Origin of the sequence: Streptomyces sp. NPDC006655 (assembly GCF_040703965.1) — a bacterium.
In the GTDB taxonomy this organism is placed as follows: Bacteria; Actinomycetota; Actinomycetes; order Streptomycetales; family Streptomycetaceae; genus Streptomyces.
On record NZ_JBEYJU010000091.1, the window covers coordinates 12,567 to 36,678 of the forward strand.

The following is a 24,112-nucleotide window of genomic DNA, read 5'->3' on the forward strand; positions in this document are numbered from 1 at the left end:
GGGGCGGTTCACCTTTCGTCCTGCACGGGCTGCTGCATGGGCTGCACGAGCGGCAGGGTCTGCTCGGTCGTGGCGGGCCGGCGGGCCCGTCCGGGTTCCCTGACGACGGGTTCGCCGACCGCGTACCGCGCGAGGGCCGGCCGCGGTACGACGCCCCCTTCGGTGCGCTCGGCGAGTCCCAGCGCCGCCAGCTTGCTCAGCGCCTGCTCGACGAGTTCGGGCTCCGCTCCCGGTTCCCTCGCCGACTTGGACCAGAACCCGCCGTGCTCCACGGCCAGTTCCCGTACACGAGTCGCCAGTTCCGCCGGTTCGACGGGCCCGTCCGCCCGGGCCAGGTGCCCCGCCAGCAGCAGGGTGATGTGCCCGTGGGTGCCCTGTTCCGGCATGCGCGCGTCCGTGAGGTCGTCCATCGGGTCGACCATGGCGATGCCCTCGGCCCGGACCTCCGCGACGAGTCCCGTCAGCTCGTTGATGCGGGCGGTGATGAAGCCGCGCTGCCTGGTGAGATAGGCCAGTTCGTCGTCGGTCAGGTCGTCGTAGTACAGCACCGGGTCGTCCAGCAGGATGCGGGTCAGTTTCCAGCGGACCGCCCGGAACCTGAGCTCGTCGCTGTCGAGCACGGTCCAGGCGGTCATCTCCACCAGGCGCTCCTCGAAGCCCTCGGCCTCGACCATGGAGGGACCTCGCAGGGACGCGGGCATCCCGGCCAGCACACGCCGCCGCACGTCGTACAGCACGTCGCCCGATCCGCTGACGTAGGCGTCCTCGTCGCCGGCGACCCGCCGCAGCACCCCGAGCCGCAGCAGCAGGCGGACGACGGCCGCGAGGTCGAGGCGCTCGTCGCGCCGCTCCAGAGTGAACGTGATCCCGGCGGCGACGAGTTCGGGATCGGCGGCCGCCAGGACGACCTGCTCGGCGAGGCGTCCGAGCGCCACCTGCGACTCGCCCCGTTCCAGCGCGGCCAGGGCCAGGCAGAGCAGGACGTAGCGGCGGCGGGTGAAGGGCAGGGCGCTGCGGGCGGCCTCGCGCGCCGGGTGCGTGGCGTCGGTGAGGGTGCCCGGCGTCTTGCGCAGCCGTGCGGCGTCGGCGTCCGTGCGCAGCGTCCAGCCGACGTTGCGTTCGAACCACTCCCGCAGCTCGGCGGTGTGCCGGCGCACCAGCTTGAACTCGTCGGCGTACGGTCCGTCGGCGGTGAGCAGCGGCTCCTTCAGCAGGGCGCGTGCGGCCTTCTGGAGGTCGGCCTGCCGCTGGCCGTCGAGGACCTCGGCGAGCGGCCCGCTCATCGGTCCTCCGTGAGCTGGGGAGCGGTGTCCCGTCGCGGGGCGGGGAGGGGAACGGGTGCCGATGGCCGTGCGGCGGCGCGGTCGTGCTGCCCCACCGCGAGGTCGACGATGTCGATCAGGTGGTCGGGACCGCTGAACACACCGTCAGGCGTGCGCACTTCGGCTGTCGATCCGTCCTTGAGGGCGGTCAGCCGGATCTCCATCGAACCGTCCCCGCTGGTGGCGACGGTGGTGATGGTGCCCGGCCGCCAGGTGGCGAGCGCGTCGCCGAGCAGCCGCAGGAACAACTGGAAGGCATGCGGGTCGAGTCCGCCGAGCCTGGACAGCCGCACCGGTCCGTCCGTCACGAGACGGTCCCGGGCCCGCCTGGTCTCCTCCGTCTGCCGGGCGGCGATCTCGGCGAGCCGGCGCTTGGCCTCGCCCCGGTCGGCCACCCGGCGCGGCTTGCCGCGCCGTTCGTAGCTGCCGGTGCGGCGCAACTGGGGGCTGATCCTCAGCGGTCGCGCCTCGCTCCAGGGGGTGGAGGCCGGCTCCGGGGCGGCCGTCCGTTCCGCGAGGGTGTCGGCGTCGACGGTGAGGTGCCGGGAGGAGTGCAGCCCGAACGCCACCCGCCACAGCCGGTGCCGGGCCTCGTCGTCCGGAGCCTGGGCGAACCAGCGCGCCAGGGTGCGGAAGTCGGCCGAGCGGTCCGATCGTCCGGCCCGCCGCTCGTTGAGCTGCCGTACGACGGCCAGGAGCTGCGGGATCGAGCCGAGTGCCCGCCCGCGCAGCAGTCTGGCCTGCGACTCCCGTCCCTCCCCCGACACGAACCACTCGGCGAGCCCGGACCACCGGGCGGCCCACCGCTCGTACGCCACCGCCTCGGCCCGCTCGGCGTCCTCGGGAGCGGCGTCGGCGGCCTCGCGGGCGGCGGCGAGCCGCAGCAGCGGACCGACTCGCTCCTGCTCCTCCAGCTCCCCGATCAGCAGGGCGATCCGTCCGCCGAGGGTGATGAGGTCCTGGATGAACCGCTCCAGGTACTGGATCAGCCGGTCCTTGTAGGCGAGGAACGCCTCGACCTCGATGTCGTGCAGGTCGATGGTGCGCTGGAGCGAGCCCATGAAGGCGCGGGCGTTGTCGGCGAGGTCGGTGAACCGCGCCGTCAGCACGGACAGGGCGACGTATGCCTTGGCCGGGTCGGGCTCGTCCTCCGCGGCGATCACCAGCAGTGCCCGCAGCTGCGTGACGATGTCGTGCAGCGCGACCGCCTGGAGTTCGCCGCGCCGCCCCAGCACCTCGTCGTACGTCCCCAGCGCCGCCTCGGCCGCCTCACCGGCCCGGGTGAGCTGGTAGATGAACCGCCTGCGGTAGAAGTCCTCGACCGCCGTCACCCGCGCGTGGTCCGGATCGGCCCGCAGGTTTCCCCACTCCACGAGCTTGTCCAGCGCCTGCGTCACCGCCTCGAGGTCGGCGGGCCCACCCCCCGCGTCCAGGGCTGCGTACACGTCCTCCGGCCGCAGATGCACTGCGAACCGCTCCTTGGCGGCGAGGAACGCCCGCATGACTTGGCGGTAGAGGGGGGCGTTGGGGGTGGTGAGGTGGGCGAACGGGGTGTAATCGCTGGAGGTCATCTCGCCACATTCTTCCACCGCGATCACAGGCTCACGTGGGAGTCGCGAACACGCACTCCGCCCAGACGGTCTTACCCGGGCCTCCGGGGCGGATGTGCCAGCCCCAGCGTGTGGCGAGGCCCGCGACCAGCAGCAACCCTCGGCCGCTGGTGTCCTCCGGGCCGGGGACGGGCAGCGCGTCCGGTTCGGGTGGTGTGCATTCGGTACGGGTGTCGGTGACCTCGATCCTGACGGTGCGGGCGGGTTCGCTCACGTGCAGGAGCAGATGGAAGTCCCGGCCGGGGACGTGGCCGTGCCGTACCGCGTTGGCGGTCAGCTCACCGAGGACCAGCACGACCTCTTCGTGCGGGTCGGTGCCGTACGGGATTCCCCAGGCGTCCAACCGGTTTGCGGCCAGTCGGCGGGCGAGACGGGCACCCCGTGGGGTGGAGGTGAAACGCATCTCGAAGGTGGGGCTCAAGTCGCCGCTGGGACGCGCGGGTTGGGAGGCGCTGATGGGGCTGGGGAGTTGGCTCGTCATGCCGACAACGGTGTCTTCGATCGCGTAGCGTCACCAGTGGTGACGCACCGACGCGGCCTGTTGTACGCGCCGTGGCGATACGAGTACGAAGTGCGCGGCGTGACGGGGCCGCCGGGACGGCGTTGAGCCATGGAGGCGGTAGCGATGACCGAGGGTACGGACGAGAGGGCCGAGACCGTGGTGGCGGGCGACGCGGGACAGGCGACGGCGGACACGTCCGGCCAGGCTGTGGTCATCGCGTTCGGACAGACGATGAAGACCCTGCGGGTACGGGCGTGCCTGGAGCGAGAGGAGTTCGGGCGGCGGATCGGATACTCGGCGTCCACGGTCGCGTCGTACGAGCAGGGACGGCGGATCCCGTCTCCCAGGACCATCGAGCGGGCGGACGAGGTCCTGGACGCTGGCGGGTTGCTGACGGTGTGGAAGGAGCAGGTGGAGCGGGCTCAGTATCCGGTGTTCTTCCAGGGGATGGCGACGCTGGAGAAGGAGGCCATCGAGCTGCTCGCATATGACGCCCTCGTGGTGAAAGGCTTGCTTCAGACCGAGGAGTACATGCGAGCGCTGCTCGCCATGCGGCGCCCAGTCTTGGACCAAGAGACCATCGAGCAGCGCGTGGCCGCTCGGTTGGCCCGGCAGGACATCTTCGACCGGCGGCCTTCACCCCTACTGAGCTTCGTCATGGACGAGTCGGTACTACGGCACCGGTACGGCGGCAAGGACGTGTTGCGGGGGCAATTGGAACACCTTCTCCTGATCGGTGAGAAGCGCAACGTCGAGATTCAGGTGATGCCGACCGAGTGCGAGGACAACGCGGGCGTGAACGGCCCGTTCACGGTCGTCACGCGCAAAGACGGCAAGAAGTTCGTGTATGTCGAGGCGCAGTCAACCAGCAGCCTTCAGACCGACCCCGAGCAGTCGGCGCTCGCCGCCGCCCGTTATGGGATCATCCGATCACAGGCTCTCACTCCGCGAGAGTCCCTTGCGTTCATCGAGAGGTTGCTGGGAGAGCTATGAACACCGCTGAGTCCTCGGCCGTCGCGTCCGACCTCGCCTGGTTCAAGAGCAGCTACAGCGGAACCGAGGGCGGCGACTGCGTCGAGGTCGCGGCCGACACGGGAGTCGTACACATCCGGGACTCCAAGGCCGTGACCGGACCCGTCATCCGTGTGTCACGTGAGGCGTGGGCGGGGTTCGTCGGGGTGGCCTGACGGTCGTCGTCGAGCGAAGAGCCCTGCCGCCCGATCAAGGACGGCAGGGCTCACGCACACCCCTACTTGGGCAGGTACGGGCTCGGCTTGCCGTACCAGCTGATCCGCAGGGTGTCGCGAGCGCGAGTGGCCGCGACGAACAGCAGTGACCGCGCCTTCAGTTCCTCGCGGGCGAGACGCCGGGAGTCCGTGTCGCGGTAGCGCTGGACCACGGAAGCGCGGGGGATGACTCCGTCACGGGCACCGACGATGGCGAGCCTCTGGTATTCGAGCCCCTTGAAGCGGTGCATGGTGCCGACGTGGATGTCGCCGTCTCCCTTGACACCCTCCTTGGTGAGTTCGGCGACGGTCAGCCCGGCCTCGGTCGCCAGGTAGTACATGACCTGGGTGGCGGCATCGCGGTCGGCGACGCACACCGCGATGTTGCCGCGTGGGTCGCGGACCTTGCCGTCGGCTCCGCCGGTGGCGAGCTCCTGACGCCAGGCCCGGAGGGTGATGGCGAGCTGGGCGAGTTCGTCGTCCCAGCTGTCGCAGCGGACGAACTCGGGGGCCGGACCGCGTAGAACCGAGCGGTGGCCGTCGAGGTTGTCGGTGCCGTCGTCGAGGTCGTCGAAAGTGATCTGGTCACTCTTGGGGTTCACCACCTCCATGGCCCGGTTGAGGATCTCGCGGGTGGTGCGGTAGCTGAGGGTGAGGCGGGCCGCGCGACCGCGGATGTTGAGCCGACCGTGCCCAGGGTGACCTGCTGGTCGTAGATGCGCTGGTGGGTGTCGCCGGCGCGGACCCAGCGGTGCTGGGCCTCACCGACAAAGACCTCGCGCGGGTCGTCGGGACCGACGGACTCCCGGCCTGGCTGGTGACGCGGTACGAGGACGTCCGGCACGCCCTCGCCGACCCGCGGCTCTCGCTCGACAAGGCGCACGCCGCGCCCGGCGGCTACCGCGGGCTCGCGCTGCCGCCCGCGCTCGACGCCAACCTGCTCAACATGGACCCGCCGGACCACACCCGGGTCCGGCGCCTGGTGTCCCAGGCGTTCACCCCGCGGCGCGTCGCCCGGCTGCGCGAACCGGTCCGGCGGACCGCCGACACCCTGCTCGACGCCCTCGCGCCGCTCGGCCGCACCGACCTGATCGCCGCCTACGCCGCGCCGCTGCCCATCGCCGTGATCTGCGAGCTGCTGGGGGTCGCCGCGTCGGACCGGCCGGACTTCCGGTCCTGGACGGACGCGCTCGTCGTCCCCGACCCCGCACGGCCGGAGCGGGCGAAGGAGGCGGTCGGCGCTCTGCTCGCCTTCTTCGCCCGGGTGCTCGCCCGCAAGCGCGCCGAGCCCGCCGACGACCTGCTCTCCGCCATGATCGCGGTACGGGACGAGGAGGACCGGCTCAGCGAGGACGAGTTGATGTCCCTGGCCTTCCTGATCCTGTTCGCCGGGTACGAGAACACCGTCCACCTCATCGGCAACGCCACCCTGGCCCTGTTCCGGGACCCCGCCCAGCCGGCCGCGCTGCGCGCCGATCCCGCCCGGATCGGCCCGGCCGTCGAGGAGCTGGCCCGCTACGACGGTCCCGCCCCGCTCGCCATCCGCCGCTTCCCCACCGAGGACGTCGTCATCGGCGGGGTCACCGTCCGGGCGGGCGAGACCGTGCTGCTGTCCCTGGCGGCGGCCCATCGCGACCCGCGCCGCTTCCCCGACCCCGACCGGCTGGACATCGGCCGCGACACCACCGGGCACCTGGCCCTCGGCCACGGCATCCACTACTGCCTCGGCGCACCGCTCGCCCGCCTGGAGACCGAGATCGCCCTGACCGCCCTCCTGGAACGCCTCCCCGGTCTCGCACTCGACACTCCCGTGGACCGGTTGCGCTGGCGTCCCTCGATGCGCACCCGGGGCCTGCCGGCCCTTCCGGTGCGGTACTGAGGGAGGGTCAGAGCGCCGTGGACGTGTCCCGGCGGGAGGCGGCCAGATAGCCGACGAAGCAGACGATGGCCGCCGTCCAGCCGAGGGTGACCGGACCCAGTCCGAGCGCGAGCCCGCCCCGGCTGTGCCCGAGCGCCATCCAGTCGGCGAGGGAGGCGCCGAGAGGGCGGGTGATGACGTAGGCCGTCCAGAACGCGGGCACGGCGCCCAGGGCGCCGCCCCGGTGGGCGAGGGCGGGCACGCAGATGGCGACGGCGAAGAGGACCGCGGAACCGAAGTAGCCGAGACCGGCGGTGGCGGTCAGGTCGCCGGCCGCGGTGCCGAGGGCGAAGGTGGCGAGGACGGCCGCCCAGTAGAAGGCCTCACGGCGGCGGGTGCGGATGCTGTGGATGGACAGGGTCCGCTCGACGGCGTACCAGAGGGCGAAGACCGCGGCCAGCGCGAGCAGGAAGAACGGCGTGGACAGCGTGTAGGGCACACCGAGGCCGACGTGCAGGACGTCGGCGGCCATCGTGCCGAACACGCTGACCATGACGACGGCCGTCCAGTACACCCAGGCGATGTACCGGCGGACGGCGAACTGCACCGCCAGCGAGGCCGCCAGAGCGAGTCCGCCGAGGGCGACCGCGGGCACCGGACCGAGGACCTTGGCGAGCAGGTCCGACGCGGTCTCCCCCATCCCGGTGGTGAGCACCTTGATGATCCAGAAGTAGGCGGTCACTTCGGGAACCTTGTTCGCCAGCACGCGCAGGGTGGCCCGGGGGCGGTCGTCGAGGAGGTGCTCTGGGGTCATGAGCCGCACCATGACACGGCGCACCTTCGGTGCCACAGATGTCTTTGCCATTGTTTTGGGGCTTCTGGTGCATGAGTTTCATCAACGCCCGGCCAACCTGAGCGCAACCTGAACATCCCGGTGAATCCCCTGTTCGAAGCGGGTCCCGCGATGGTAGGCGCCGAGTGCCGGCCCCGCGGGCCATCCCTCAGGCCCGGCGCTCCCGGAGCCGCGCGTAGGTCATGAGGCCGAGCAGGACGGCCAGCAGGACCGCCGAGGAACCGGCCGTGCCGAGGTTCAGACCGCCCTTGGCGACCGGTTTGGTCAGGAAATCGCCCGCGGTCGCGCCGAGCGGGCGGGTCAGGACGAACGCGATCCAGAACAGCAGGACGTTCGGCACCGCGGGCACCTTCATGAGGGCGGCCAGCACCGCGAGCGCCCCGGCCACCAGCAGCGCGCCGCCGGCGTAGCCGAGGCCGGAGCTGTCGGAGAGGAAGTCGCCCATGGAGGTGCCGAGCGTGTTGGAGACGAGGATCGCCGACCAGAACAGCGCCTCCCCGCGGAAGGTGACGATGTCGCGGATCTGGAAGGTCATCCCGCTCAGCCGCCAGACCGCGAAGATGACCAGCAGGATCGAGATGAGGATCGCCGCCCCGGTCGGATAGCCGAGGCCGAGGCCCTGCGGCCCCCAGCCGAGCGAGGTGGCGCCGGCCGGCAGGTACTTCGCGTCGGCGTCGCGGTTCATGAAGTCGGACATGGTGGTGCCGGCCATGCTGGTCGACAGGATGACGGTCCAGTAGAAGAACGGGTTGTAGTGGTCGGCGCGGAGCTGGACGACCAGCGTCACCACGAAGACCAGGAACAGCGCGATCGTGGTGAGGAAGTAGCCGAGCTTCAGGGTCTGGGAGAAGAGGTCGCCGGCCGTCTCGCCGAGGGTGGTCGCGGCGATCTTCATGATCCAGAACGCCAGGGTCACCTCCGGGAGTTTCTTCATCACCGACGTGGCCGGGGCCGGGAGGTCCGGGCCGGTGCGGACTTTCGACTGCTGCACGGTGGGGGGCTCCTGTTCGGTCGGGCGGCCGCGGGGCGGCCGCCAGGACCGACCCTGGCAGTTCCGGCGCGAACGGCTCCCGAACGACTCCGGTGTTACCCCCGGGAGAGTGAACCGCCGTTCTCGCGGCTCACCTCGTGGTGACGGCCGCCGGGTCCGGGCAGCGGCTTGAGGTCGACCTGGATGCGGTGGGTGGAGTCATGGCTCACCGAGCCGCCGAGGCGGGCGTCGACCACGCCCAGCCGCAGCCCCGCGCCGCCCTCGCCGCCCCGGTGGAACTGCACCGCGAACTCCAGGCTGACCTGCTCCACACTGAACCGCCAGTCGCTCTCGGCCCCTTCGGCCTGGGCCCGCGCCAGCTCGGCGCGCACCGTGCCGATGGCCTCCGCGAGGCCGATCGGTTCCGGATCCCCCATGACAACACCTCGCAGGCTTCCGCTGTTCGACCGATCCGAGCCGCTCACAAGTCTAGGGACGCGGCATGCCCCGCGCGTAGTGTGGGACACCATGGGGGAATTGCGTGCGGACTGGAGACTCAGGCTGCGACGCGAGGACGCGCACGGCCCCGTCTGCGGGGCCGGTGTACTCGTCGACCAGCACACGGCGCTGACCTGTGCCCATGTGGTACGCCACCCGGACGCGGTGATGTGGCTGGAGTTCGCCGAGAACGCCGCGCTGGAGCCGGTCGCCGCGCGGGTCGTGCCGGGCGGCTGGCTGCGGGACGGCGAACGCGGTGCGGACGTGGCCGTGTTACGACTGGACAGCCCGCGCCCATGGGCCCGTCCCGCCCCACTGGAGCGCCGGCTCAGGGCGGGCCTGGAGGTGTACGCGACCGGCTACGCCGAGGGCTTCGACGACGGTGTGAGCCTGTGGGGCCGGATCGGCGGGGCCAGCGGCGAGCGGGTGCAGCTCGACTCCGTCACCAAGGCACACGTGGTGCGCGCCGGTTTCAGCGGCGCGGCCGTGTGCACCCGGCCGCGGGACGGCGCACCCGCCCGCGTGGTCGGGCTCGTCGTCAGCTGGCGCGGCGACCTGGGCGCGCCGTTGCCCGAGGACAACCGGCTCGCCTTCTCGTATCTGGTTCCCATCGACCGTATCGCCGAACTCTCGCCACTGGTGGCGGAGTTGAGCGGGCCGGACGCCTGGGACCGGGGGTTCGAGGAGCGGGTGGGGCGATGGTTCGACGACCCCGACGAGGACCCGGTGAAGATCAGCGTGGTGGCCCCGGGCAGCGGCAAGGAGCGCTCGCTGCGCCATCTGCTGCACCGTGCCGACGTGGTCCATCGCGCCGGTGACAGCAGACCGCGCCTCGCCGACCGGGCGCTGGGGGTGGTCTCCTTCCCGGTCGGCGGTTATCTCGCGCACTGGGAGTGGCTGCTGGGCATCAGGCGCCGGCCGGTTCCGGCGGCCGAGGTCACGCCCGCGCGGCCGGTCACGGTGGTCGTCCTGGATCTCGACGAGGAGCCGCAGCCCGGCCCACTCATCGAACTCCTCGCGCGATTACTCGAGTTGGGCTTCCGACTGCTGCTGGTCTTCCGTCGTGAGGGCGGCGCCGGCTGGACCGCGGCCCGCGACGGACTGCTGCGGCCCGCCCTCCTCGGCCACACGGACGCCCTGCTCGACCGGCTGGAGCTCGCCGAGTTCGGCAAGGCGGCCCGCCGGGGCGTCGTGGCCAGTGCCTCCCTCGGTTCGGTCACCGAAACCGCCGATCTGCGCCGTGCCGAACGCCGCCGCATCGACGCGGTACGGGACCCACAGCACCACCTCACGCGCCTGCGCGCCCTGATCAACACCCTCCGCACCGACCTGGCCCGCCAGGAGAACCGCTGATGCGGCACGACGGGCAGGGGATCGGAGACGCCGTACGCCGTGGACGGCCGGACGGTGCCGATCCCGAACGCGCGCCGCGAACCGCGCACTCCGGCCACCCTTCCGAGCCGCCGTGCCCCGTCCGGCGAACCGAGCCGCCGTGCCCCTCGCATGAGCCGCCGAGGCCCGCACGCGGCCCCGGCTCGGCGAACCCTGTACGCAGGCTCTGTTCGCCGAACCTCGTACGCAGCACCGACCCGGCGTGCGCCGACGGCGACCCCGAGTGACGGTACGCCGAACGCGGCCCGAGAAGGCGGGACGCGCGCCGGAGTCGCCGTGCCCCTCGCATGAGCCGCCGAGGCCCGCACGCGGCCCCGGCTCGGCGAACCCTGTACGCAGGCTCTGTTCGCCGAACCTCGTACGCAGCACCGACCCGGCGTGCGCCGACGGCGACCCCGAGTGGCGGTACGCCGAACGCGGCCCGAGAAGGCGGGACGCGCGCCGGAGTCGCCCCACCCCTCGCGCCGGCCGGTCCCTGGCGCCGGGTGCCGCGCACGGGACGGGGGTGAGGGGGTGAGGGGGTGTCCGCATCGGCGGTTCGACGGGGCTCCCTGTGCGGGGACCGTGCTGCCGACCGGCTGGTGCGCCGTGTGCGGCCGGGCGGAGCGGCACCCCGGACTGCCCGCACTGCCCGCGGACCCGCGGGAGCTCGGCCCGAGCGACCTCCTCGCGCTCCCCGAGCGCACCGCCCGCCCCGCCGACGCCCGCCTGATCCGTCCCGAGGCGCCGCTGCGCATCCGGATGGGCTGTTCGGCCGCCGGCTGCGGCATCACCTTCGCCCCGCCGTACACCGCGGGCCCGGTCCCCCTCAAGGGCCACTGCCCGGCCTGCGGCACCCGCTACTCGTACACACCGCCGGCCTCGGCACCGACTCCTTCCGCCGGGTCGTCGAGCGCGCCCTCCGCGAGGACCCGGGACGGCGCTTCGCCGACGCCCGCGAGATGGCGAACCAACTGCGCGGGGCGCTGCGGGAGATCCGTGCCCTGCGCGGCAAGAGCGACCCGCCCGAGCCGTCGGACTACTTCCGGCCCTCCCCGCAGCTGCTGGGGGCCCGGCTCGGCACGGTGCCCGGCATCGAGCACTGGCTGTACCGCCCGCGCCCCGACCGGTACGCGCCGCCCGTGGCCCCGGCCCTCGACCTGGGCGCCCCCACCCCCGCGGAGATCGCCGGCTGTCTGCCGGTGCCGCGCCGCTACCCGGGCGACCCGCAGACCGCCCGCTTCGAGGTGAGCAGCGGCTACGACCCCGGTCAGCTCCTCGCCCAGGAGGACGAGAAGCCGCGCTCGGTGGAGATCTGCCTGCACAACGTCCGGGTCCTGCTGGGCCGCAACACCAGGGAGGACCTGGAGCTGGCGCAGGCGGAACTCGACACCGCCGACTCCGTCCCCGGCCCGTCCGCCGTGCGCCGCTGGCGGCTGGAGTGGCACCGCGCCCTGCTCGCCCTGCGCAGCGCCGGCCTGGACGACAGCCCCCAGCAGGTCGCCGAGGCCAGGTCCCACTTCATGCGGGTCCACCTCGAACTGCCCGGCGAGTACGCGCCGAAGCTGGCCCTCGCGTACTGCGGGGAGCGGCTCGGCGACGACACGGCCGGACCCACCGCCCGGGAACTGTACGAGGCGGTGTTCGCCCGCAACCTCGCGCACGGCGGCGCCGCGCTCGGCCTCGCCAGGCTCGCCCTGCGCGCGGGCGACCGCCGGGCGGCCCTCGACGTGCTCGGCAGGGTGGGGCCGGGCACCCTGGACCACACCGTCGCCCGGATCGCCGCGCTGCGGATCCGTGCGGCGCGGCTGCCCGGGGGCGTGGATCCTCCCCCGGCCTTCGTCCGGGGTGACCCCCGTCTCGCTTCGCTCGCGGCGCCCGCGGAGGTCGACGCGGCGCTGGCCGAACTGCCGCACCTGGTGGGCCGCAGACCGGGCGCGGCCGAGCCGAGTCTGTCCGAGGACGAGGCGCTTCGGCTCAGCATCGAACTGCACGAATGGAAACTGGACGCGCTGCACAGCCTCGACGACCGGCCGGGGCCGCGGGGCGGCGGAGCCGGCCGGCTGGACGGCCGCAGGCTGCGGCGGCTGAGCACGGCGGAACGCGCGCTGCGCGCCCGGCTGGAGTCGCTCTACCGTCAGCTGGCCGCCCGGCACCACGAGTCGCCCGCCGCCCACGAACACCTGGTGGACCTCCTGCACGCGGTCCGCCCCCAGACCCTGTTCTGATCGCACCCCGGAAGGAGCGGTGACACAGGACATGAGCAGTCACACCCGGCCGCCGCAGCCGGGCATCCGGCTCCGCGTCGACCTGGACGGCGACCTGCGTCCGCACCGCAGCGCGAAGATCGAGGCCCGGCTCCGGGTCGAGGTGGCCGCCGACGGGGCGCCCACCGACCTGCCCGCGGTGGAGCTGGCCGTGATCGTCGCGGTGGACGTCGCCGAGGCCAACCGGGCGGCGGTCCGGCACGCGCTGCCCGCCGCGTTGCGCGCGCTGCCCGACCGGATCTCGTTCGCCGTGCTGGGCAGCGGGCCCGAGCCGGTCCGCTGCTATCCGCTGGGCGAGGACGAGTGGGCCGTCGCCGACCAGTACCAGCGGCGCCGGGCCGCCTTCGCGGCGGGCTCGCTGCCCCTGCACCGGGACCGGCCGCGTCCCGCCGGGTACGCGCACTGGGTGGCCGGGGCCCGCTCCCTGCTCGCCGGCCGCCCGCTGTCCGTACGGCACCTGGTGCTGATCACCGACGGCAGCAGCGCCGCCTTCCGGGAGCCCGGTCTGGAGGCGGAACTCAACGCCTGCGCCGGGCTGTTCACCTGCGACGTGTTCGCGGTGGGCGCCGACTGGGCCCCCGACCCGTTGCTGGTCCTGGCCGAACGGCTGCACGGGACCGCCCAGTTCGTGGACGACGGGCTGGGCCGGGCGGTCACGGACGCCATCGCGCGGCTGCGCCGGGTGCACTCGCCGCAGCTGCCGATCGAGGTGACCCTGCGGCCCTCGGTGCGCCAGGTCTCGCTCAGCGAGAAGGCACCCCGGCCGCACCGCCTGGGCGGGCTGCCCGAGCCCGGCCGGCCGCACCGCTGGAGCTTCCCGACCTACCAGTGGGAGCAGGGCAGCCGCGACTACCTGCTGACCCTGGTCGCCGACGCCGACGCCGATCCGCTGGAGACGGAGCTGCAGTTCGCCATGGTGTCCGTGGGGGACGTGCACGCGCCCGTCGTCGCCCGCTGGCACCTCGCCGACCGGTCCGTGCCGCCGGCCGTGGCCGGCGCCGGAAGTGTGCGCAGCCTCAACGCCACCGCCCAGATGCGCGGTGCGCTGCGCGAGGGCCTGGCCGCGCTGCGGGACCACCGGCGGGACACCGCCGAGCACTGCCTGGGGCAGGCCGCCCGGCTGGCGGCGCGGTTCGGCACGGGATGGGTGCTGGACGAGATCCGGACGGTCGCCGACATCGAGGACGCCGCCGAGGGACGGATCCGGCTGCGCGCCGTCGACGCCGAGACACTCGCCCCGATGATCCTGCGCGCGGGCTCGGGCCCCGGCGCGCCCCCGGCCGACACCGTCGGCGTCCGGCCCGGCCCGCGCTGCGGCAACTGCGGCACCCCGGCCGGGAGCGAGGCCCGTTACTGCATCGTCTGCGGGAAGGAGCTGCTGTGACCACCGGACCGGGCGGCGAGGGAGCCGCGGTGACGGCGGCCGTACGCGCCGCCCCCCGGCGCCGCTCCCCCGCCGCGTTCCGGCGCCGCTGCTCCCCGGCCGCGTTCTGGCGCGGGCGGCTGCGCCGCTGGCGGACCCGGCGGCTGCTGGAGGCGCATCTGCTGGTGCTGTTCCTGTGCGCCGTCCTGGCGGCGACGGCCCTGTCCCTGTCCTGCCGGCAGGCCCAGCGCAGCGCCGAGGCCCTCGCGACCCGGGAGGCACCGGCCGTGCAGGGGCTCGCCGCGACCCGGCTCGCGGCGCTGCGCTCCTATCAGGAGGCCCAGTACCTGGTGAACCGCGATCTCGTGGACGTGGCGGGGTCGAGCGAGGCCTACCGGGCCCAGCTCTCGGCCGCGGACCAGGGCCTGTCGCGCATCGCCGACCGCACCGACCAGGACCTCGGCACGGTCAACGGCCTGCTCGCCACCTACGGAAACTCGCTCAGCCTCGGTACCTCGCAGTACCGCGACCAGCCCCTCATGCGGGAGCAGAAGCTCCGCGAGGCGTACTCGCTGCTCACCCGGACGGAGGTGGGCGTGGTGCCCCGGCTGCACCGGCTGGAGGGGAACCAGCTGCGGCACGCCGAGGCCACCGCGGCCCTGGGCCGCTGGCGGCGCGCCGGCTGGTGGCTCGGCGAACTCGCCCTGGCAGCTCTGGCGTTGACGCTGCTGTCGGCACTGTTCGTGCTGCGCGACCGCTGCGGCCGGGACTGGAACCCCTACCTGCTCGCGGCCTTCGTCCTGACCGTGCTGCTCGCGGTGGTCCCGCTGACGGCGCTGTCCGCCACCGGTCGCGGCCTCGACCGGGCGATCGGGAACCTCCACCTGATCACCGAGGTGTCCGGGCGCGGCGGGCTGGCGGCGGCGCAGCAGAGTGTCACGGACCGGTCGGAGCTGGTCCGGCGGGAACTGGACGGCGGCACCTGGGCCGCCCGGGTGTACGAGGGCACGCTCGTGGGCGGCCCGCTCGTCGTCGTCCTGCCCGCGCTGGGCCTGGTGCTCCGGCTGGACGGCGACTACTGGAGGCGGCGATGACCCGGCGGCTCAGGATCCTGGTCTTCCTCCTGGCGATGGTGCTGGTCGCGGCCGGCGGTCTGGTGGCGGCCTGGGCCCGGCACGACGACGAGGAGCCGGTGTCCATCCTCGGTACCTGGACCGGGGAACAGGCGACGCAGTTCACGACCCTGCTGCGGGGCTTCGGCATCCCGTTCCGCTACCAGGGGACCGCGGCCCAGCGTGAGGTGCTGCTCTCCAAGGTGCAGTCGGGAGAACCGCCGGACCTGGTGATCATGCCGGGGCTCGGCGAACTCGCAGAGTACGCCGACCAGCACCGCCTCTACCCGCTGAACGGGCTCTACGACCCGCAGGAGTACGGGGCCCCCTGGAAGCCGACGGGCACGGCCTCCGCACACGTCTACTGGGTGCCGGTCAAGGCGGACCTGAAGAGCGTGGTCTGGTACCGCCAGGACCATCCGCCCGCCGACTCGCCCGCACCCATGGGGAGTTGGTGCGTCGGCATGGGGGACGACGGCGCCTCCGGCTGGCCCGGCACCGACTGGATCGAGGACCTCGTGCTACAGCGGTCGGGTCCGGCCGTCTACGAGGACTGGGTACTGGGCAGGAACGGTGTGACCTGGGGCAGCGCCCCGGTGCGCGCCGCCTGGGAGGCGTGGGCCGGCCTGCTCCGGATGGACCGGGCCGCGGCCCGCCACGCCCTGCTCACCGACCACCGCGGCGCCCCCGGCGGCCGGGGGCTGCTCTTCGACGCGTGGCACGGCTGCTTCCTGGAGCACCAGGGCTCCTTCGCCCGTTCCTTCTACCGCGCGGCCGACGCGGAACGCGCCCGGCTGACGGACTCCGCACCGCTGCTGCCCGGCGGCCCCGCCGTCCGGGCCCACGAGGTGAGCGGTGACTTCGCGGCGCTGTTCAGCGACCGTCCGCAGGCGCGGACGCTGCTCGGAAGGCTGGCCTCGCGGGCGGGCCAGCAGAAGTGGGCGCAGGTGGCGGACGTGTTCTCCGCGAACCGCGGAGTGACGCCGCGGGGCGGCACGGTGGAACGCGAGATCGCCGAACGGCTGCGGACGGGCCCCCGCTGCCTGGACGCCTCGGACGTGATGGCACCCGCCGTACGGGACGCCTTCTACGAGGCCGCGCTGGAGACCATCGCGCGGGTCGCCGAAGGCAGGAACCCCGGCATCGCGGACCTGCTGCGGGATCTGCAGCGGTTGCAGGACGCGCAGTCCGCGCAGGCGGGCGACGGCAGAGCGGCGCCGCAGACGGTGTGCAGCACGCGGTGAGCGGCCGGGCGGGCCCCGCCGCCGCCCGGCCGGACACCCCGGGCCCCTTTGTTGGAACGTCAGGACAAAGTGATTGACATCCCCTGGGACCGACCTCATCAGCAAGGCCGAGGTCGCCACCTTCGACCTCAACAAGGACCTGGTCTCCGCCATCCAGAAGGGCTCGGTCGAGTTCGCCGTCGACCAGCAGCCCTACCTCCAGGGCTACCTCGCCGTCGACTCCCTGTGGCTCTACAGGAACAACGGCAACTACAGCGGTGGCGGCGCCGCCCCGGTCCTGACCGGACCGGCCTTCGTCACCAAGGACAACGCCGACACCATCGCCGAGTTCGCAGCCGACGGCACCCGCTGACGAGCCGTCAGTGGTCAGCGGACACTCGGGCCGTCCCCCTCGGGGGGCGGCCCGGTCGTGCCCCGCACCACCAGCTTCGGGTCCAGGACCGCCTCGCGCGGTGCCAGTTCGGGGTCCTCCAGCCGCTCCACGGCGAACCGCACCGCGTACTCCGCCATCAGCCCGGCGTCCTGACGCACCGTGGTGAGGCCGACCGGCATCAGGTGCGAGAGGTGGCTGTCGTCGTAGCCGACCACGGAGATGTCCCGCGGCACCTCGACCCCGCCGCGGGTCATGGCCATCAGCACACCCATCGCGCACCGGTCGTTGCCCGCCAGGACCGCGGTCGGCAGCGGCAGCCCCCGCTCGCGTTCCGCCAGCAGCAGACGTCCGGTCTCGATGCCGGACCGCTCGGTGTGCTCACCGGGTATCACCCGGATCTCCGGTTCGAGACCGTGCCGGCGCATCGCGGCCCGGTACGACCGGCGCCGCTCGGCGGAACCGGGGCCGCGGCCCCCGTCGACATGGACGATCCTGCGGTGCCCGAGCTCGACCAGGTGGTCCATGGCCTGCCGGACGCCCTTGCTCTCCGCGCTGTGCACGAAGTCCACCCGGGCGCGCGGCACCCGGCGGCTGACCGACACGGTCACGACGCGTCGGCCGAGCCCGTCGAGGTAGGCGGGGTCCGCGTCCGGACCGAGCAGGATCAGGGCCTCGCAGCGGTGTCCGAGCAGCGCCTCGACGGCCTTCTCCTCGCTGCGGCCCTGGGCGGCGGCGGAGAGCAGCACGTCGTAGCCGAGCCGTTCGGCCTCCGGGTAGATGCCCTCGATGAGGTCGGTGTGGAAGGTCTGGTGGACGGTGAACATCACGCCGAGGGTGCGGCTGCGGCCGCGGGCCAGCAGCCGGGCCGCGCTGTCGGGGCGGTAACCGATCTCGTCGGCGACCCGCAGCACCCGCTCGCGCGTCTCCTGGCTCGCGCCGGGCTGGTTGCGGAACACGATCGACACCAGCGCCCGGGAGACCCCGGCCCGCTCGGCGACGTCGGCCATCGTCGGCCGCCGCCTGCCCGCTGCATCCACCTGCGCACCCACCCTTCGACGGAGCCCACCCTAGGGCGTGTTCCCGGCGGCTCCGGAAATCCTCCGGCAACAAGGTATTGACATGACATTTGGACAGGGGTCATCGTACTCGCACTAGAGCGCGCTAGTAGAGCGCAGCAGTCCGCTGACGACACGACGTCTTCGTCCCCTCTCCCCGAAGGACACGCCATGGCAACGGCGCCAGCTCCCCTCCGCACCACCGTCGGCAACCTCTGCCTCGGCTCGGCCCCCGACTCCTGGGGCGTCTGGTTCCCGGAGGACGAGCACCAGGTCTCGTACACCCGCTTCCTCGACGAGCTGAAGCAGGCCGGCTACGAGTGGTTCGAGCTCGGGCCCTACGGCTACCTGCCCACCGACCCGCTGCGGCTGAAGGAGGAACTCGACGTCCGTGGCCTCAAGGTCTCCGGCGGCACCGCGTTCGGCGCGCTGCACCGGCCCGAGGCCTGGGACGAGATGCTCGCCCACGTCCGTCAGGTCGCCACCCTGACCCAGGCCGCCGGCGCCCACCACCTGGTCCTCATCCCGCCCATGTACCGGGACGAGAAGACCGGCGCGTTCACCGAGTCGCCGGAGCTGACCGCCGAGCAGTGGGCGGGCTTCGGCAGGGCCGCCGACCGGTTGGGCAGGCTGCTCCTCGACGAGTACGACGTGCGGCTCGTCGTCCACCCGCACGCCGACAGCCACATCCAGACCCAGCCGGAGATCGAGCGGCTGCTGAACGAGTCGGACGCGCGGTACACGAACCTCTGCCTGGACACCGGTCACGTCGCCTACGGCGGCGGTGACAACGTGGACCTGATCCGGCGCTTCGGCGAGCGCGTCGGCTACGTCCACATCAAGCAGATGGACCCGGAGATCCTGGCCCAGGTCGCCGCCGAGGACCTCGGTTTCGGCGAGGCCGTCAAGCGGGGCGTGTGCGTCTCGCCGCCCGCCGGTGTGCCGAACCCGGCCGACGTGGTGACGGAGCTGGCGAAGCTCGACGCCGAGCTGTTCGTGATCGTCGAGCAGGACCTGTACCCGTGCGCCCCCGAGGTGCCGCTGCCCGTCGCCACCCGCACGCGCGAGTACCTGAACGGCCACGGCCTGTCGGGTACCCGTCGCCCGAACCCGAACCGGTAGGAGGCGGCGACATGGACGTCAGGGACGACGCGGTCCGCGCCACCGCCACGGGCACCGAGCCGCCCCCGCCCGCGGTCTCCCGGAGGCTGCGGATCATCACCGTCATCGCCACCTTCGGCGGACTGCTCTTCGGCTACGACACCGGCGTCATCAACGGCGCACTGCCGTACATGAGCAAGGACCTCGGACTGAACCCGGTCACCGAGGGCATGGTCACCAGCTCGCTGCTGCTGGGGGCCGCGCTCGGCGCGGTGGCCGGCGGCCGCCTGTCGGACGCGCGGGGCCGCCGCCGTACGATCCTCGCCCTCGCGGTGCTGTTCTTCGTCGGCGCGCTCGGGGCCACCCTCGCGCCGACCACCGCCGTCATGATCGTGGCCCGGTTCGTGCTGGGCCTCGCGGTCGGCGGCGCCTCGGTGACGGTGCCCGTCTACCTCGCGGAGATCTCCCCCGCCGAGCGGCGCGGAGCACTGGTCACCCGCAACGAACTGATGATCGTCAGCGGCCAGCTGCTGGCCTTCACCTCGAACGCGGTCATCGCGAACGTGGGGGGCGAGTCCGGCGGCGTCTGGCGCTGGATGCTGGTGATCGCGACCGTTCCGGCGGTGGTGCTCTGGTTCGGCATGCTGGTCATGCCGGAGAGCCCGCGCTGGCTGGCCTCCAGGACCCGGTTCGGCGAGGCGCTGGCGGTCCTGAAGCAGGTCCGCTCCGAGCAGCGCGCGGAGGCCGAGCTGGCCGAGGTGTCCGCGCTCGCCGTCAAGGAGGAGCAGGAGAAGCTCGGCGGCTGGCAGGACATGAAGGCCACGCCGTGGATCCGCAGGCTGATGTTCGTCGGCTTCGGCACCGCGATCGTGCAGCAGATCACCGGCGTCAACACGATCATGTACTACGGCACGCAGATCCTCTCGGACGCCGGCTTCGCCTCGGACACCGCGCTCACCGCGAACATCGCCAACGGCGTGATCTCGGTACTGGCCACCTTCGTCGGCATCTGGCTGCTCGGCCGGGTCGACCGCCGGCCGATGCTGATGACCGGGCAGCTCGGCACCACGCTTGCGCTGCTGTTCATCGGCGTCTTCTCCCTGGTGCTGCCCACCGGGGACGGCCGGGCCTACGCCGTGCTCGCCATGACGGTCACCTTCCTCGCCTTCCAGCAGGGCGCCATCTCCCCGGTGACCTGGCTGATGCTCTCCGAGATCTTCCCGATGCGGATGCGCGGCTTCGGGATGGGTGTGGCGGCCGTGGTGCTGTGGCTGACCAACTTCCTGATCGGGCTGGTCTTCCCGTCGCTGGTGTCCGCGATCGGGATCTCCGACACCTTCTTCCTGTTCGTCGTGGCGGGGATCTTCTCGCTCGCCTTCGTGAAGCGCTACGTCCCCGAGACCAGGGGCCGCACCCTGGAAACCCTCGAAGCCGAACTCCGGGCCCGCTTCTCCTGACCCCCTCGAAGGACTGACCCATGACTGTACGCATCGGCGTCATCGGCGCCGGCTGGATCGGCAACGAGCACATCCGGCGCCTCACCCACACCGTCACCGGCGCCCGGGTCACCGCGGTCACCGACATCGACCCGGCGCGGGCCGCCGAGGCCGCGGAGCCGGTCGGCGCCCGGGTGCTGCCCGACGGCCCGGCCGTGGTCGCCGCGGACGACGTCGACGCCGTCCTCGTCACCTCCTGGGGCCCCACCCACGCCGAGCACGTGCTGAACGCCGTCGCCGCCGGGAAGCCGGTGTTCTGCGAGAAGCCCCTCGCCACCACCGCCGAGGACTGCCTGAGGATCGTCGAGGCCGAGCAGGCGCACGGCCGCCGGCTGGTCCAGGTCGGCTTCATGCGCCGCTACGACACCGGCTACCGGCAGCTGAAGCAGGTCATCGAGTCGGGCAGGATCGGCGAGCCGCTGATCGTGCACTGCGCCCACCGCAACCCGACCGTCCCGGAGACCTACACCTCCGCGATGGCCGCGCTGGACACGGCGGTGCACGAGGTGGACGTCCTGCGCTGGCTCCTCGACGACGAGATCGTCTCCACCCAGGTGATCACCCCGCGCGCCACCGGCAAGCGGTTCGAGCACCTCAAGGACCCGCAGATCATGCTCTTCGAGACCGCCAAGGGCGTCCGCATCGACCTGGAGGTCTTCGTCAACTGCCAGTACGGCTACGACATCCAGTGCGAGGCCGTCGGCGAGGAGGGGCTGGTCCGGCTGCCCGACCCGGCCGCGGTCGCCGTCCGCAGCGCCGCACAGCACAGCACGGCCGTCCTCACGGACTGGGTGGGACGCTTCCGCGACGCCTTCGACACCGAGTTCCGCGAGTGGATCGCCGGGGTGGCGGCGGGCGCCGAGCCCACCGGCCCCTCGGCCTGGGACGGCTACGCCGCCACCGTCATCACCGTCGCGACGGTCGAGGCCCTGGAGTCGGGCACCGTCGTCGCCACCGACATCAAGCCCCGTCCGGCCCTCTACGGAGGCATCGCGTGAAGATCGCCCTCGACCCCTACATGTTCCGCGCCCTGCCGATCGACGACATGGTGCGCACGGTGGCCGAACTCGGCTACGAGTACATCGAGTTGTCGCCCCGCGACGACTTCATGCCGTTCTTCCTGCACCCGCGCGCGGACGACGCGCGGATCGCGGAGCTGAAGAACGCGCTGCGCACGTACGGGGTGCGGCTGTCGTCCGTGCTGCCGCTCTACAAGTGGTCGTCCCCGGACGAGACCGAGCGGCAGGCGGCCGTCCGCTACTGGAAGCGCATGATCGAGATCACCTCCGACCTCGAATGCCCGCTGATGAACAGCGAGTTCAACGGCCGGCCGGAGCGGGCCGCCGAGAGCGAGGCCGCGTTCTGGCGCTCGCTGGAGGAGCTGCTGCCGGTGTTCGAGCGCGAGGGCATCGCACTGAACCTGGAGGCCCACCCGGACGACTTCTGCGAGGAGAACGCCCCGGCGGTCGACCTGGTCCGCGCGATCGACAAGCCGTGGGTGAACTACCTGTACTGCGCCCCGCACTCCTTCCACCTCGCCGGCGCCGACCCCACGGCCGACGTCGCGGCGATGATGCGCTACGCCGGTCACAGGCTCCAGCACGTGCACATCGCGGACTCCTTCAACCACAAGGGCTCCAGCGGGCTGCGCTACATCCTCAACCCGCCCGGCACCACGGCCCGGATCCACCAGCACCTGGACATCGGACAGGGCGAGGTCGACTGGGACGCGTTCTTCGGCACGCTGCGCGAGCTGGACTTCGACGGGGTCGCCACCGCCTGCGTCTTCGCCTGGGAGGAACGGGCGCACGAGTCCTCGGCGTTCATGCTGGACCGCATCAAGAAGGAGCTGGCCGGCTAGCGAAGCGCCTGCCGGATCGCCGCCAGCCAGCTGTCGACCGGTCCCACCGTCATCAACCCGCTCCCCGCACCGGCGAGTTGACCGGCGGCCGGACGCAGCCGGTCCCGGCACCGGCGCAGCGTCGGGCGGTCGCCCAGCTCCAGGGCGACGGCCGCCACGACACACCACAGCGCCTCCTGCACGAGGTCGGCGGGAGGCTCCGGCAGCTCGCGAAGGGGGTCGCGGGCCGCACGCGCGCCGTCCGCGACGAGCACGAGGGCGGGCCGCACCCAGGGGAGGTACGGCCCCCAGTCGGCGCCCGGCTCGACGGCCTCCCGGATGCCGTGCGGAGACCGGGCGAGGCGGGCACCGAGCAGCGCCAGGGGCAGCAGCCCGTCCCGCACCCCGGGCATCCCGGCCTCTTCGAGCATCCGCCCGACCTCACGGTAGGCGGCCTCGACGGCCGCGACGGCCTCGGCGGAGGAGTCCGGCGCGGAGATCCCCCGGCCCGGCAGAGGATCGGCCCCACCACCCGAGCCGCCGCGGAACTCCACGCCCCCACCCCCACCGCACCCTGCCGCCCCCACCCCACCATCCAGCTCGACAGCCCCACCGCCCGACCCCGCCACCCCGGCCCCACCGCACCCGGCCGAGTCCACCCCACCACCCGACCCGACGCCCCCACCGCCGAGCCCCGCCGTCCCGGCCCCGCCGATCGCCTCACCCGCAAGGGGTCCGACAGCAGAACCCGCATGCTCCGTCGGCGCCCCGGGGTGCCCGGGGTGTCCGGTACGGCCCGTCGCCGCCAGCCGCACCGCCCGGTAGCCCGCCGTGAAGACGCCCGCCAGGGGGAGTTCATGGCGGGCGGCCAGGTGGTCGGCCGCCTGGGCGTGTGCGTCGGCGGTGGTGAAGTCGGCGAGGGCGGCACGTGCCTGGACCCGGATCAGATGGCCGAGCACCTCGTAGGTGACCAGGCCGTGCCGGGTGGCCAGGGTGAGGAGTTCGGTGCCGATGGCGTCGCGGCGCGGGGCCAGCCCGGCCCGGGTGCAGGACTGCATGAAGACGCCGTTGAGGGCGAAGGCGAGCAGCGCCGGGTCGTCCAGGCGGCGGGCGAGGCGTTCCGCCTCGGCGGCGGCCGCCGGGGCGCGTGCCGACCGGGTGCCCCGCGACTCCATGGCGATCGTGGCGAGCAGCCGGCAGCGGGTCACGTCGTGGGTGCCGGTCGCGGGGAGCCGGGCCAGGGCCCGTTCGGCGGCCTCGGTCACCCGGCGGGCGCCGGCCGGGTCGTCGGACCGGGTCCAGATCGCGGGGACGTCGTAGGCGCCGATGAGCCGCGCCGTCAGTTCCGGGTCGCCGGACTCCTCCGCCGCGGCGATCGCGGCGAGCCGGTGTTCACGGGCGGCGGCGAGGCCACCGGATCCGGTCACCGCGAGGGTGCGCAGCAGGCCGACGGTGGACTCGAGACGGGCCCGGGCACCGGCGGCCACCGTACGGTCGTACGCCTCGGCCACCCGGGACCACACCCGGGCGGCGGCGTCCCGGTCCGCGTCCAGGGCGGGGTCCTGGGCGAGGATGGCGGCCTCCAGCCGGCGCAGCGCGGGCCCCGGGTCCAGCCCCAGCCGGCCAGCGAGGGCGGCGCGGGCACCGCGCAGCACCCCGAGGGCGTCGCCCTGGCGGCCGGTGCGGTAGAGGGCGAGCGCCAGCAGCCGCCGGCCCTCCTCCCGCCACGGGTGTTCCGCGAGGTGGGCGTCCAGATCGGGCACCGCGTCGGCCGCCCGGCCCGCGGCGAGCAGTGCCGTGGCCCGCTGCTCGACCGCCCGCAGCCGCAGTTCGGCGAGCCTGGCCCGTTCGCCGCGGCACCATGGCTCGTCGGGGAAGTCGGCGTAGGCGGTGCCCCGCCACAGCTCCAGTGCCGCGCTCAGCTGCCGGGCCGCCTCGGCGGGCTCCGCCTCCGCGGCGCTCGCCACGGCCGTCTCGAACCGCCGGGCGTCCACGGCGTCCGTGCGCAGCGCGTAGCCGGGCCCGTCGGTGACCAGGAGCCGGGCCGGGGC

General features: G+C 73.2%; 19 protein-coding genes and 3 pseudogenes. 13 read left to right on the plus strand and 9 right to left on the minus strand.

What is annotated here, in order from left to right; all coding sequences use genetic code 11:
• Nucleotides 1-8 precede the first annotated feature (8 nt).
• Genes AB0958_RS35430 through AB0958_RS35440 form a run of 3 tightly spaced genes read right to left on the minus strand, consistent with a single transcriptional unit; the run spans nt 9 to nt 3,413 of the window.
• Nucleotides 9-1,283, minus strand: a complete 1,275-nt coding sequence (locus tag AB0958_RS35430) for a TIGR02678 family protein (protein WP_366894580.1) — start codon at nt 1,281-1,283, stop codon at nt 9-11.
• Complete coding sequence (locus tag AB0958_RS35435) at nt 1,280-2,893, minus strand: TIGR02677 family protein (protein WP_366894581.1); 1,614 nt, start codon at nt 2,891-2,893, stop codon at nt 1,280-1,282. The genes AB0958_RS35430 and AB0958_RS35435 overlap by 4 nt, the downstream gene beginning before the upstream one ends.
• A gap of 31 nt (nt 2,894-2,924) precedes the next feature.
• The gene (locus AB0958_RS35440; RefSeq protein WP_366894582.1) at nt 2,925-3,413 is read right to left on the minus strand and encodes an ATP-binding protein; all 489 of its coding nucleotides are present in this window, start codon (nt 3,411-3,413) and stop codon (nt 2,925-2,927) included.
• Between the two features lie 144 nt (nt 3,414-3,557).
• On the opposite strand from AB0958_RS35440, the gene AB0958_RS35445 reads away from it, so the two are divergent.
• Together AB0958_RS35445 and AB0958_RS35450 are read left to right on the plus strand one after the other, a co-directional pair.
• A complete protein-coding gene (locus tag AB0958_RS35445) occupies nt 3,558-4,427 on the plus strand; it encodes a helix-turn-helix transcriptional regulator (RefSeq protein ID WP_366894583.1) in 870 nt (289 codons plus the stop codon).
• Nucleotides 4,424-4,621: a DUF397 domain-containing protein gene (locus tag AB0958_RS35450; protein ID WP_366894584.1), complete on the plus strand. Its 198-nt coding sequence runs from the start codon at nt 4,424-4,426 to the stop codon at nt 4,619-4,621. Before AB0958_RS35445 ends, AB0958_RS35450 begins: the two co-directional genes overlap by 4 nt.
• Before the next feature lie 62 nt (nt 4,622-4,683).
• On the opposite strand, the pseudogene AB0958_RS35455 reads toward AB0958_RS35450, so the two are convergent.
• Nucleotides 4,684-5,399 (minus strand): annotated as a pseudogene (locus AB0958_RS35455) (3'-5' exonuclease); the annotation flags it as partial.
• Between AB0958_RS35455 and AB0958_RS35460 the strand changes: the two are divergent.
• Complete coding sequence (locus AB0958_RS35460; protein WP_366894585.1) at nt 5,385-6,539, plus strand: cytochrome P450; 1,155 nt, start codon at nt 5,385-5,387, stop codon at nt 6,537-6,539. The pseudogene AB0958_RS35455 and the gene AB0958_RS35460 overlap by 15 nt on opposite strands.
• A 7-nt stretch (nt 6,540-6,546) precedes the next feature.
• Here the strand turns inward: AB0958_RS35460 and AB0958_RS35465 are convergent, their stop codons facing one another.
• The 3 genes from AB0958_RS35465 to AB0958_RS35475 all read right to left on the minus strand — a co-directional run bounded on the left by AB0958_RS35465 (nt 6,547) and on the right by AB0958_RS35475 (nt 8,778).
• Nucleotides 6,547-7,332 (minus strand): hypothetical protein, encoded by a 786-nt coding sequence (locus AB0958_RS35465; RefSeq protein WP_366894586.1) that lies wholly within the window; start codon nt 7,330-7,332, stop codon nt 6,547-6,549.
• 187 nt (nt 7,333-7,519) lie between these two features.
• Complete coding sequence (locus AB0958_RS35470; RefSeq protein WP_366894587.1) at nt 7,520-8,362, minus strand: hypothetical protein; 843 nt, start codon at nt 8,360-8,362, stop codon at nt 7,520-7,522.
• 95 nt (nt 8,363-8,457) lie between these two features.
• A complete protein-coding gene (locus AB0958_RS35475; protein ID WP_366894588.1) occupies nt 8,458-8,778 on the minus strand; it encodes a trypco2 family protein in 321 nt (106 codons plus the stop codon).
• Nucleotides 8,779-8,869: 91 nt separating this feature from the next.
• On the opposite strand from AB0958_RS35475, the gene AB0958_RS35480 reads away from it, so the two are divergent.
• From AB0958_RS35480 to AB0958_RS35505, 6 genes and pseudogenes are all read left to right on the plus strand, one after another.
• Nucleotides 8,870-10,192, plus strand: coding sequence for a serine protease (locus tag AB0958_RS35480; protein ID WP_366894589.1), 1,323 nt, complete (start codon nt 8,870-8,872; stop codon nt 10,190-10,192).
• Between the two features lie 552 nt (nt 10,193-10,744).
• Nucleotides 10,745-12,438 (plus strand): annotated as a pseudogene (locus AB0958_RS35485) (tetratricopeptide repeat protein).
• A 31-nt stretch (nt 12,439-12,469) separates the two neighbouring features.
• Nucleotides 12,470-13,861: a hypothetical protein gene (locus AB0958_RS35490; protein ID WP_366894590.1), complete on the plus strand. Its 1,392-nt coding sequence runs from the start codon at nt 12,470-12,472 to the stop codon at nt 13,859-13,861.
• The gene (locus AB0958_RS35495) at nt 13,858-14,934 is read left to right on the plus strand and encodes a hypothetical protein (protein ID WP_366894591.1); all 1,077 of its coding nucleotides are present in this window, start codon (nt 13,858-13,860) and stop codon (nt 14,932-14,934) included. Before AB0958_RS35490 ends, AB0958_RS35495 begins: the two co-directional genes overlap by 4 nt.
• The gene (locus AB0958_RS35500; RefSeq protein ID WP_366894592.1) at nt 14,931-16,196 is read left to right on the plus strand and encodes an extracellular solute-binding protein; all 1,266 of its coding nucleotides are present in this window, start codon (nt 14,931-14,933) and stop codon (nt 16,194-16,196) included. The genes AB0958_RS35495 and AB0958_RS35500 overlap by 4 nt, the downstream gene beginning before the upstream one ends.
• A gap of 100 nt (nt 16,197-16,296) precedes the next feature.
• A pseudogene (locus AB0958_RS35505) lies at nt 16,297-16,548 on the plus strand (sugar ABC transporter substrate-binding protein); the annotation flags it as partial.
• A gap of 14 nt (nt 16,549-16,562) precedes the next feature.
• Here AB0958_RS35505 and AB0958_RS35510 read toward each other — a convergent pair.
• Nucleotides 16,563-17,576, minus strand: coding sequence for a LacI family DNA-binding transcriptional regulator (locus AB0958_RS35510; protein WP_366894593.1), 1,014 nt, complete (start codon nt 17,574-17,576; stop codon nt 16,563-16,565).
• Nucleotides 17,577-17,795: 219 nt separating this feature from the next.
• Here AB0958_RS35510 and AB0958_RS35515 point away from each other — a divergent pair, with 219 nt between their 5' ends.
• From AB0958_RS35515 to AB0958_RS35530, 4 genes are read left to right on the plus strand one after another with little or no spacing between them, the layout of a single operon-like run.
• Nucleotides 17,796-18,746 (plus strand): TIM barrel protein, encoded by a 951-nt coding sequence (locus tag AB0958_RS35515; protein WP_366894594.1) that lies wholly within the window; start codon nt 17,796-17,798, stop codon nt 18,744-18,746.
• 11 nt (nt 18,747-18,757) lie between these two features.
• Nucleotides 18,758-20,182, plus strand: coding sequence for a sugar porter family MFS transporter (locus AB0958_RS35520; protein ID WP_366894595.1), 1,425 nt, complete (start codon nt 18,758-18,760; stop codon nt 20,180-20,182).
• Nucleotides 20,183-20,202: 20 nt separating this feature from the next.
• Complete coding sequence (locus AB0958_RS35525; RefSeq protein ID WP_366894596.1) at nt 20,203-21,219, plus strand: Gfo/Idh/MocA family oxidoreductase; 1,017 nt, start codon at nt 20,203-20,205, stop codon at nt 21,217-21,219.
• Entirely contained in the window at nt 21,216-22,082 is an 867-nt protein-coding gene (locus AB0958_RS35530) for a sugar phosphate isomerase/epimerase (RefSeq protein ID WP_366894597.1), read from the plus strand. The genes AB0958_RS35525 and AB0958_RS35530 overlap by 4 nt, the downstream gene beginning before the upstream one ends.
• On the opposite strand, the gene AB0958_RS35535 is transcribed toward AB0958_RS35530, so the two are convergent.
• Nucleotides 22,079-24,112 (minus strand): BTAD domain-containing putative transcriptional regulator (locus tag AB0958_RS35535; RefSeq protein ID WP_366894598.1); only part of this gene is annotated, 2,034 nt, incomplete at its 5' end. The genes AB0958_RS35530 and AB0958_RS35535 overlap by 4 nt on opposite strands.

Bases quoted from the DNA above. Each gene is read 5' to 3' on its own strand.
- AB0958_RS35515 (WP_366894594.1), top strand. From the start codon at position 17,796: ATGGCAACGGCGCCAGCTCCCCTCCGCACCACCGTCGGCAACCTCTGC.
- AB0958_RS35475 (WP_366894588.1), bottom strand. From the start codon at position 8,778: ATGGGGGATCCGGAACCGATCGGCCTCGCGGAGGCCATCGGCACGGTG.
- AB0958_RS35440 (WP_366894582.1), bottom strand. From the start codon at position 3,413: ATGACGAGCCAACTCCCCAGCCCCATCAGCGCCTCCCAACCCGCGCGT.
- AB0958_RS35490 (WP_366894590.1), top strand. From the start codon at position 12,470: ATGAGCAGTCACACCCGGCCGCCGCAGCCGGGCATCCGGCTCCGCGTC.
- AB0958_RS35445 (WP_366894583.1), top strand. From the start codon at position 3,558: ATGACCGAGGGTACGGACGAGAGGGCCGAGACCGTGGTGGCGGGCGAC.
- AB0958_RS35500 (WP_366894592.1), top strand. From the start codon at position 14,931: ATGACCCGGCGGCTCAGGATCCTGGTCTTCCTCCTGGCGATGGTGCTG.
- AB0958_RS35430 (WP_366894580.1), bottom strand. From the start codon at position 1,283: ATGAGCGGGCCGCTCGCCGAGGTCCTCGACGGCCAGCGGCAGGCCGAC.
- AB0958_RS35435 (WP_366894581.1), bottom strand. From the start codon at position 2,893: ATGACCTCCAGCGATTACACCCCGTTCGCCCACCTCACCACCCCCAAC.
- AB0958_RS35525 (WP_366894596.1), top strand. From the start codon at position 20,203: ATGACTGTACGCATCGGCGTCATCGGCGCCGGCTGGATCGGCAACGAG.
- AB0958_RS35480 (WP_366894589.1), top strand. From the start codon at position 8,870: ATGGGGGAATTGCGTGCGGACTGGAGACTCAGGCTGCGACGCGAGGAC.
- AB0958_RS35520 (WP_366894595.1), top strand. From the start codon at position 18,758: ATGGACGTCAGGGACGACGCGGTCCGCGCCACCGCCACGGGCACCGAG.
- AB0958_RS35450 (WP_366894584.1), top strand. From the start codon at position 4,424: ATGAACACCGCTGAGTCCTCGGCCGTCGCGTCCGACCTCGCCTGGTTC.
- AB0958_RS35510 (WP_366894593.1), bottom strand. From the start codon at position 17,576: ATGGCCGACGTCGCCGAGCGGGCCGGGGTCTCCCGGGCGCTGGTGTCG.
- AB0958_RS35465 (WP_366894586.1), bottom strand. From the start codon at position 7,332: ATGACCCCAGAGCACCTCCTCGACGACCGCCCCCGGGCCACCCTGCGC.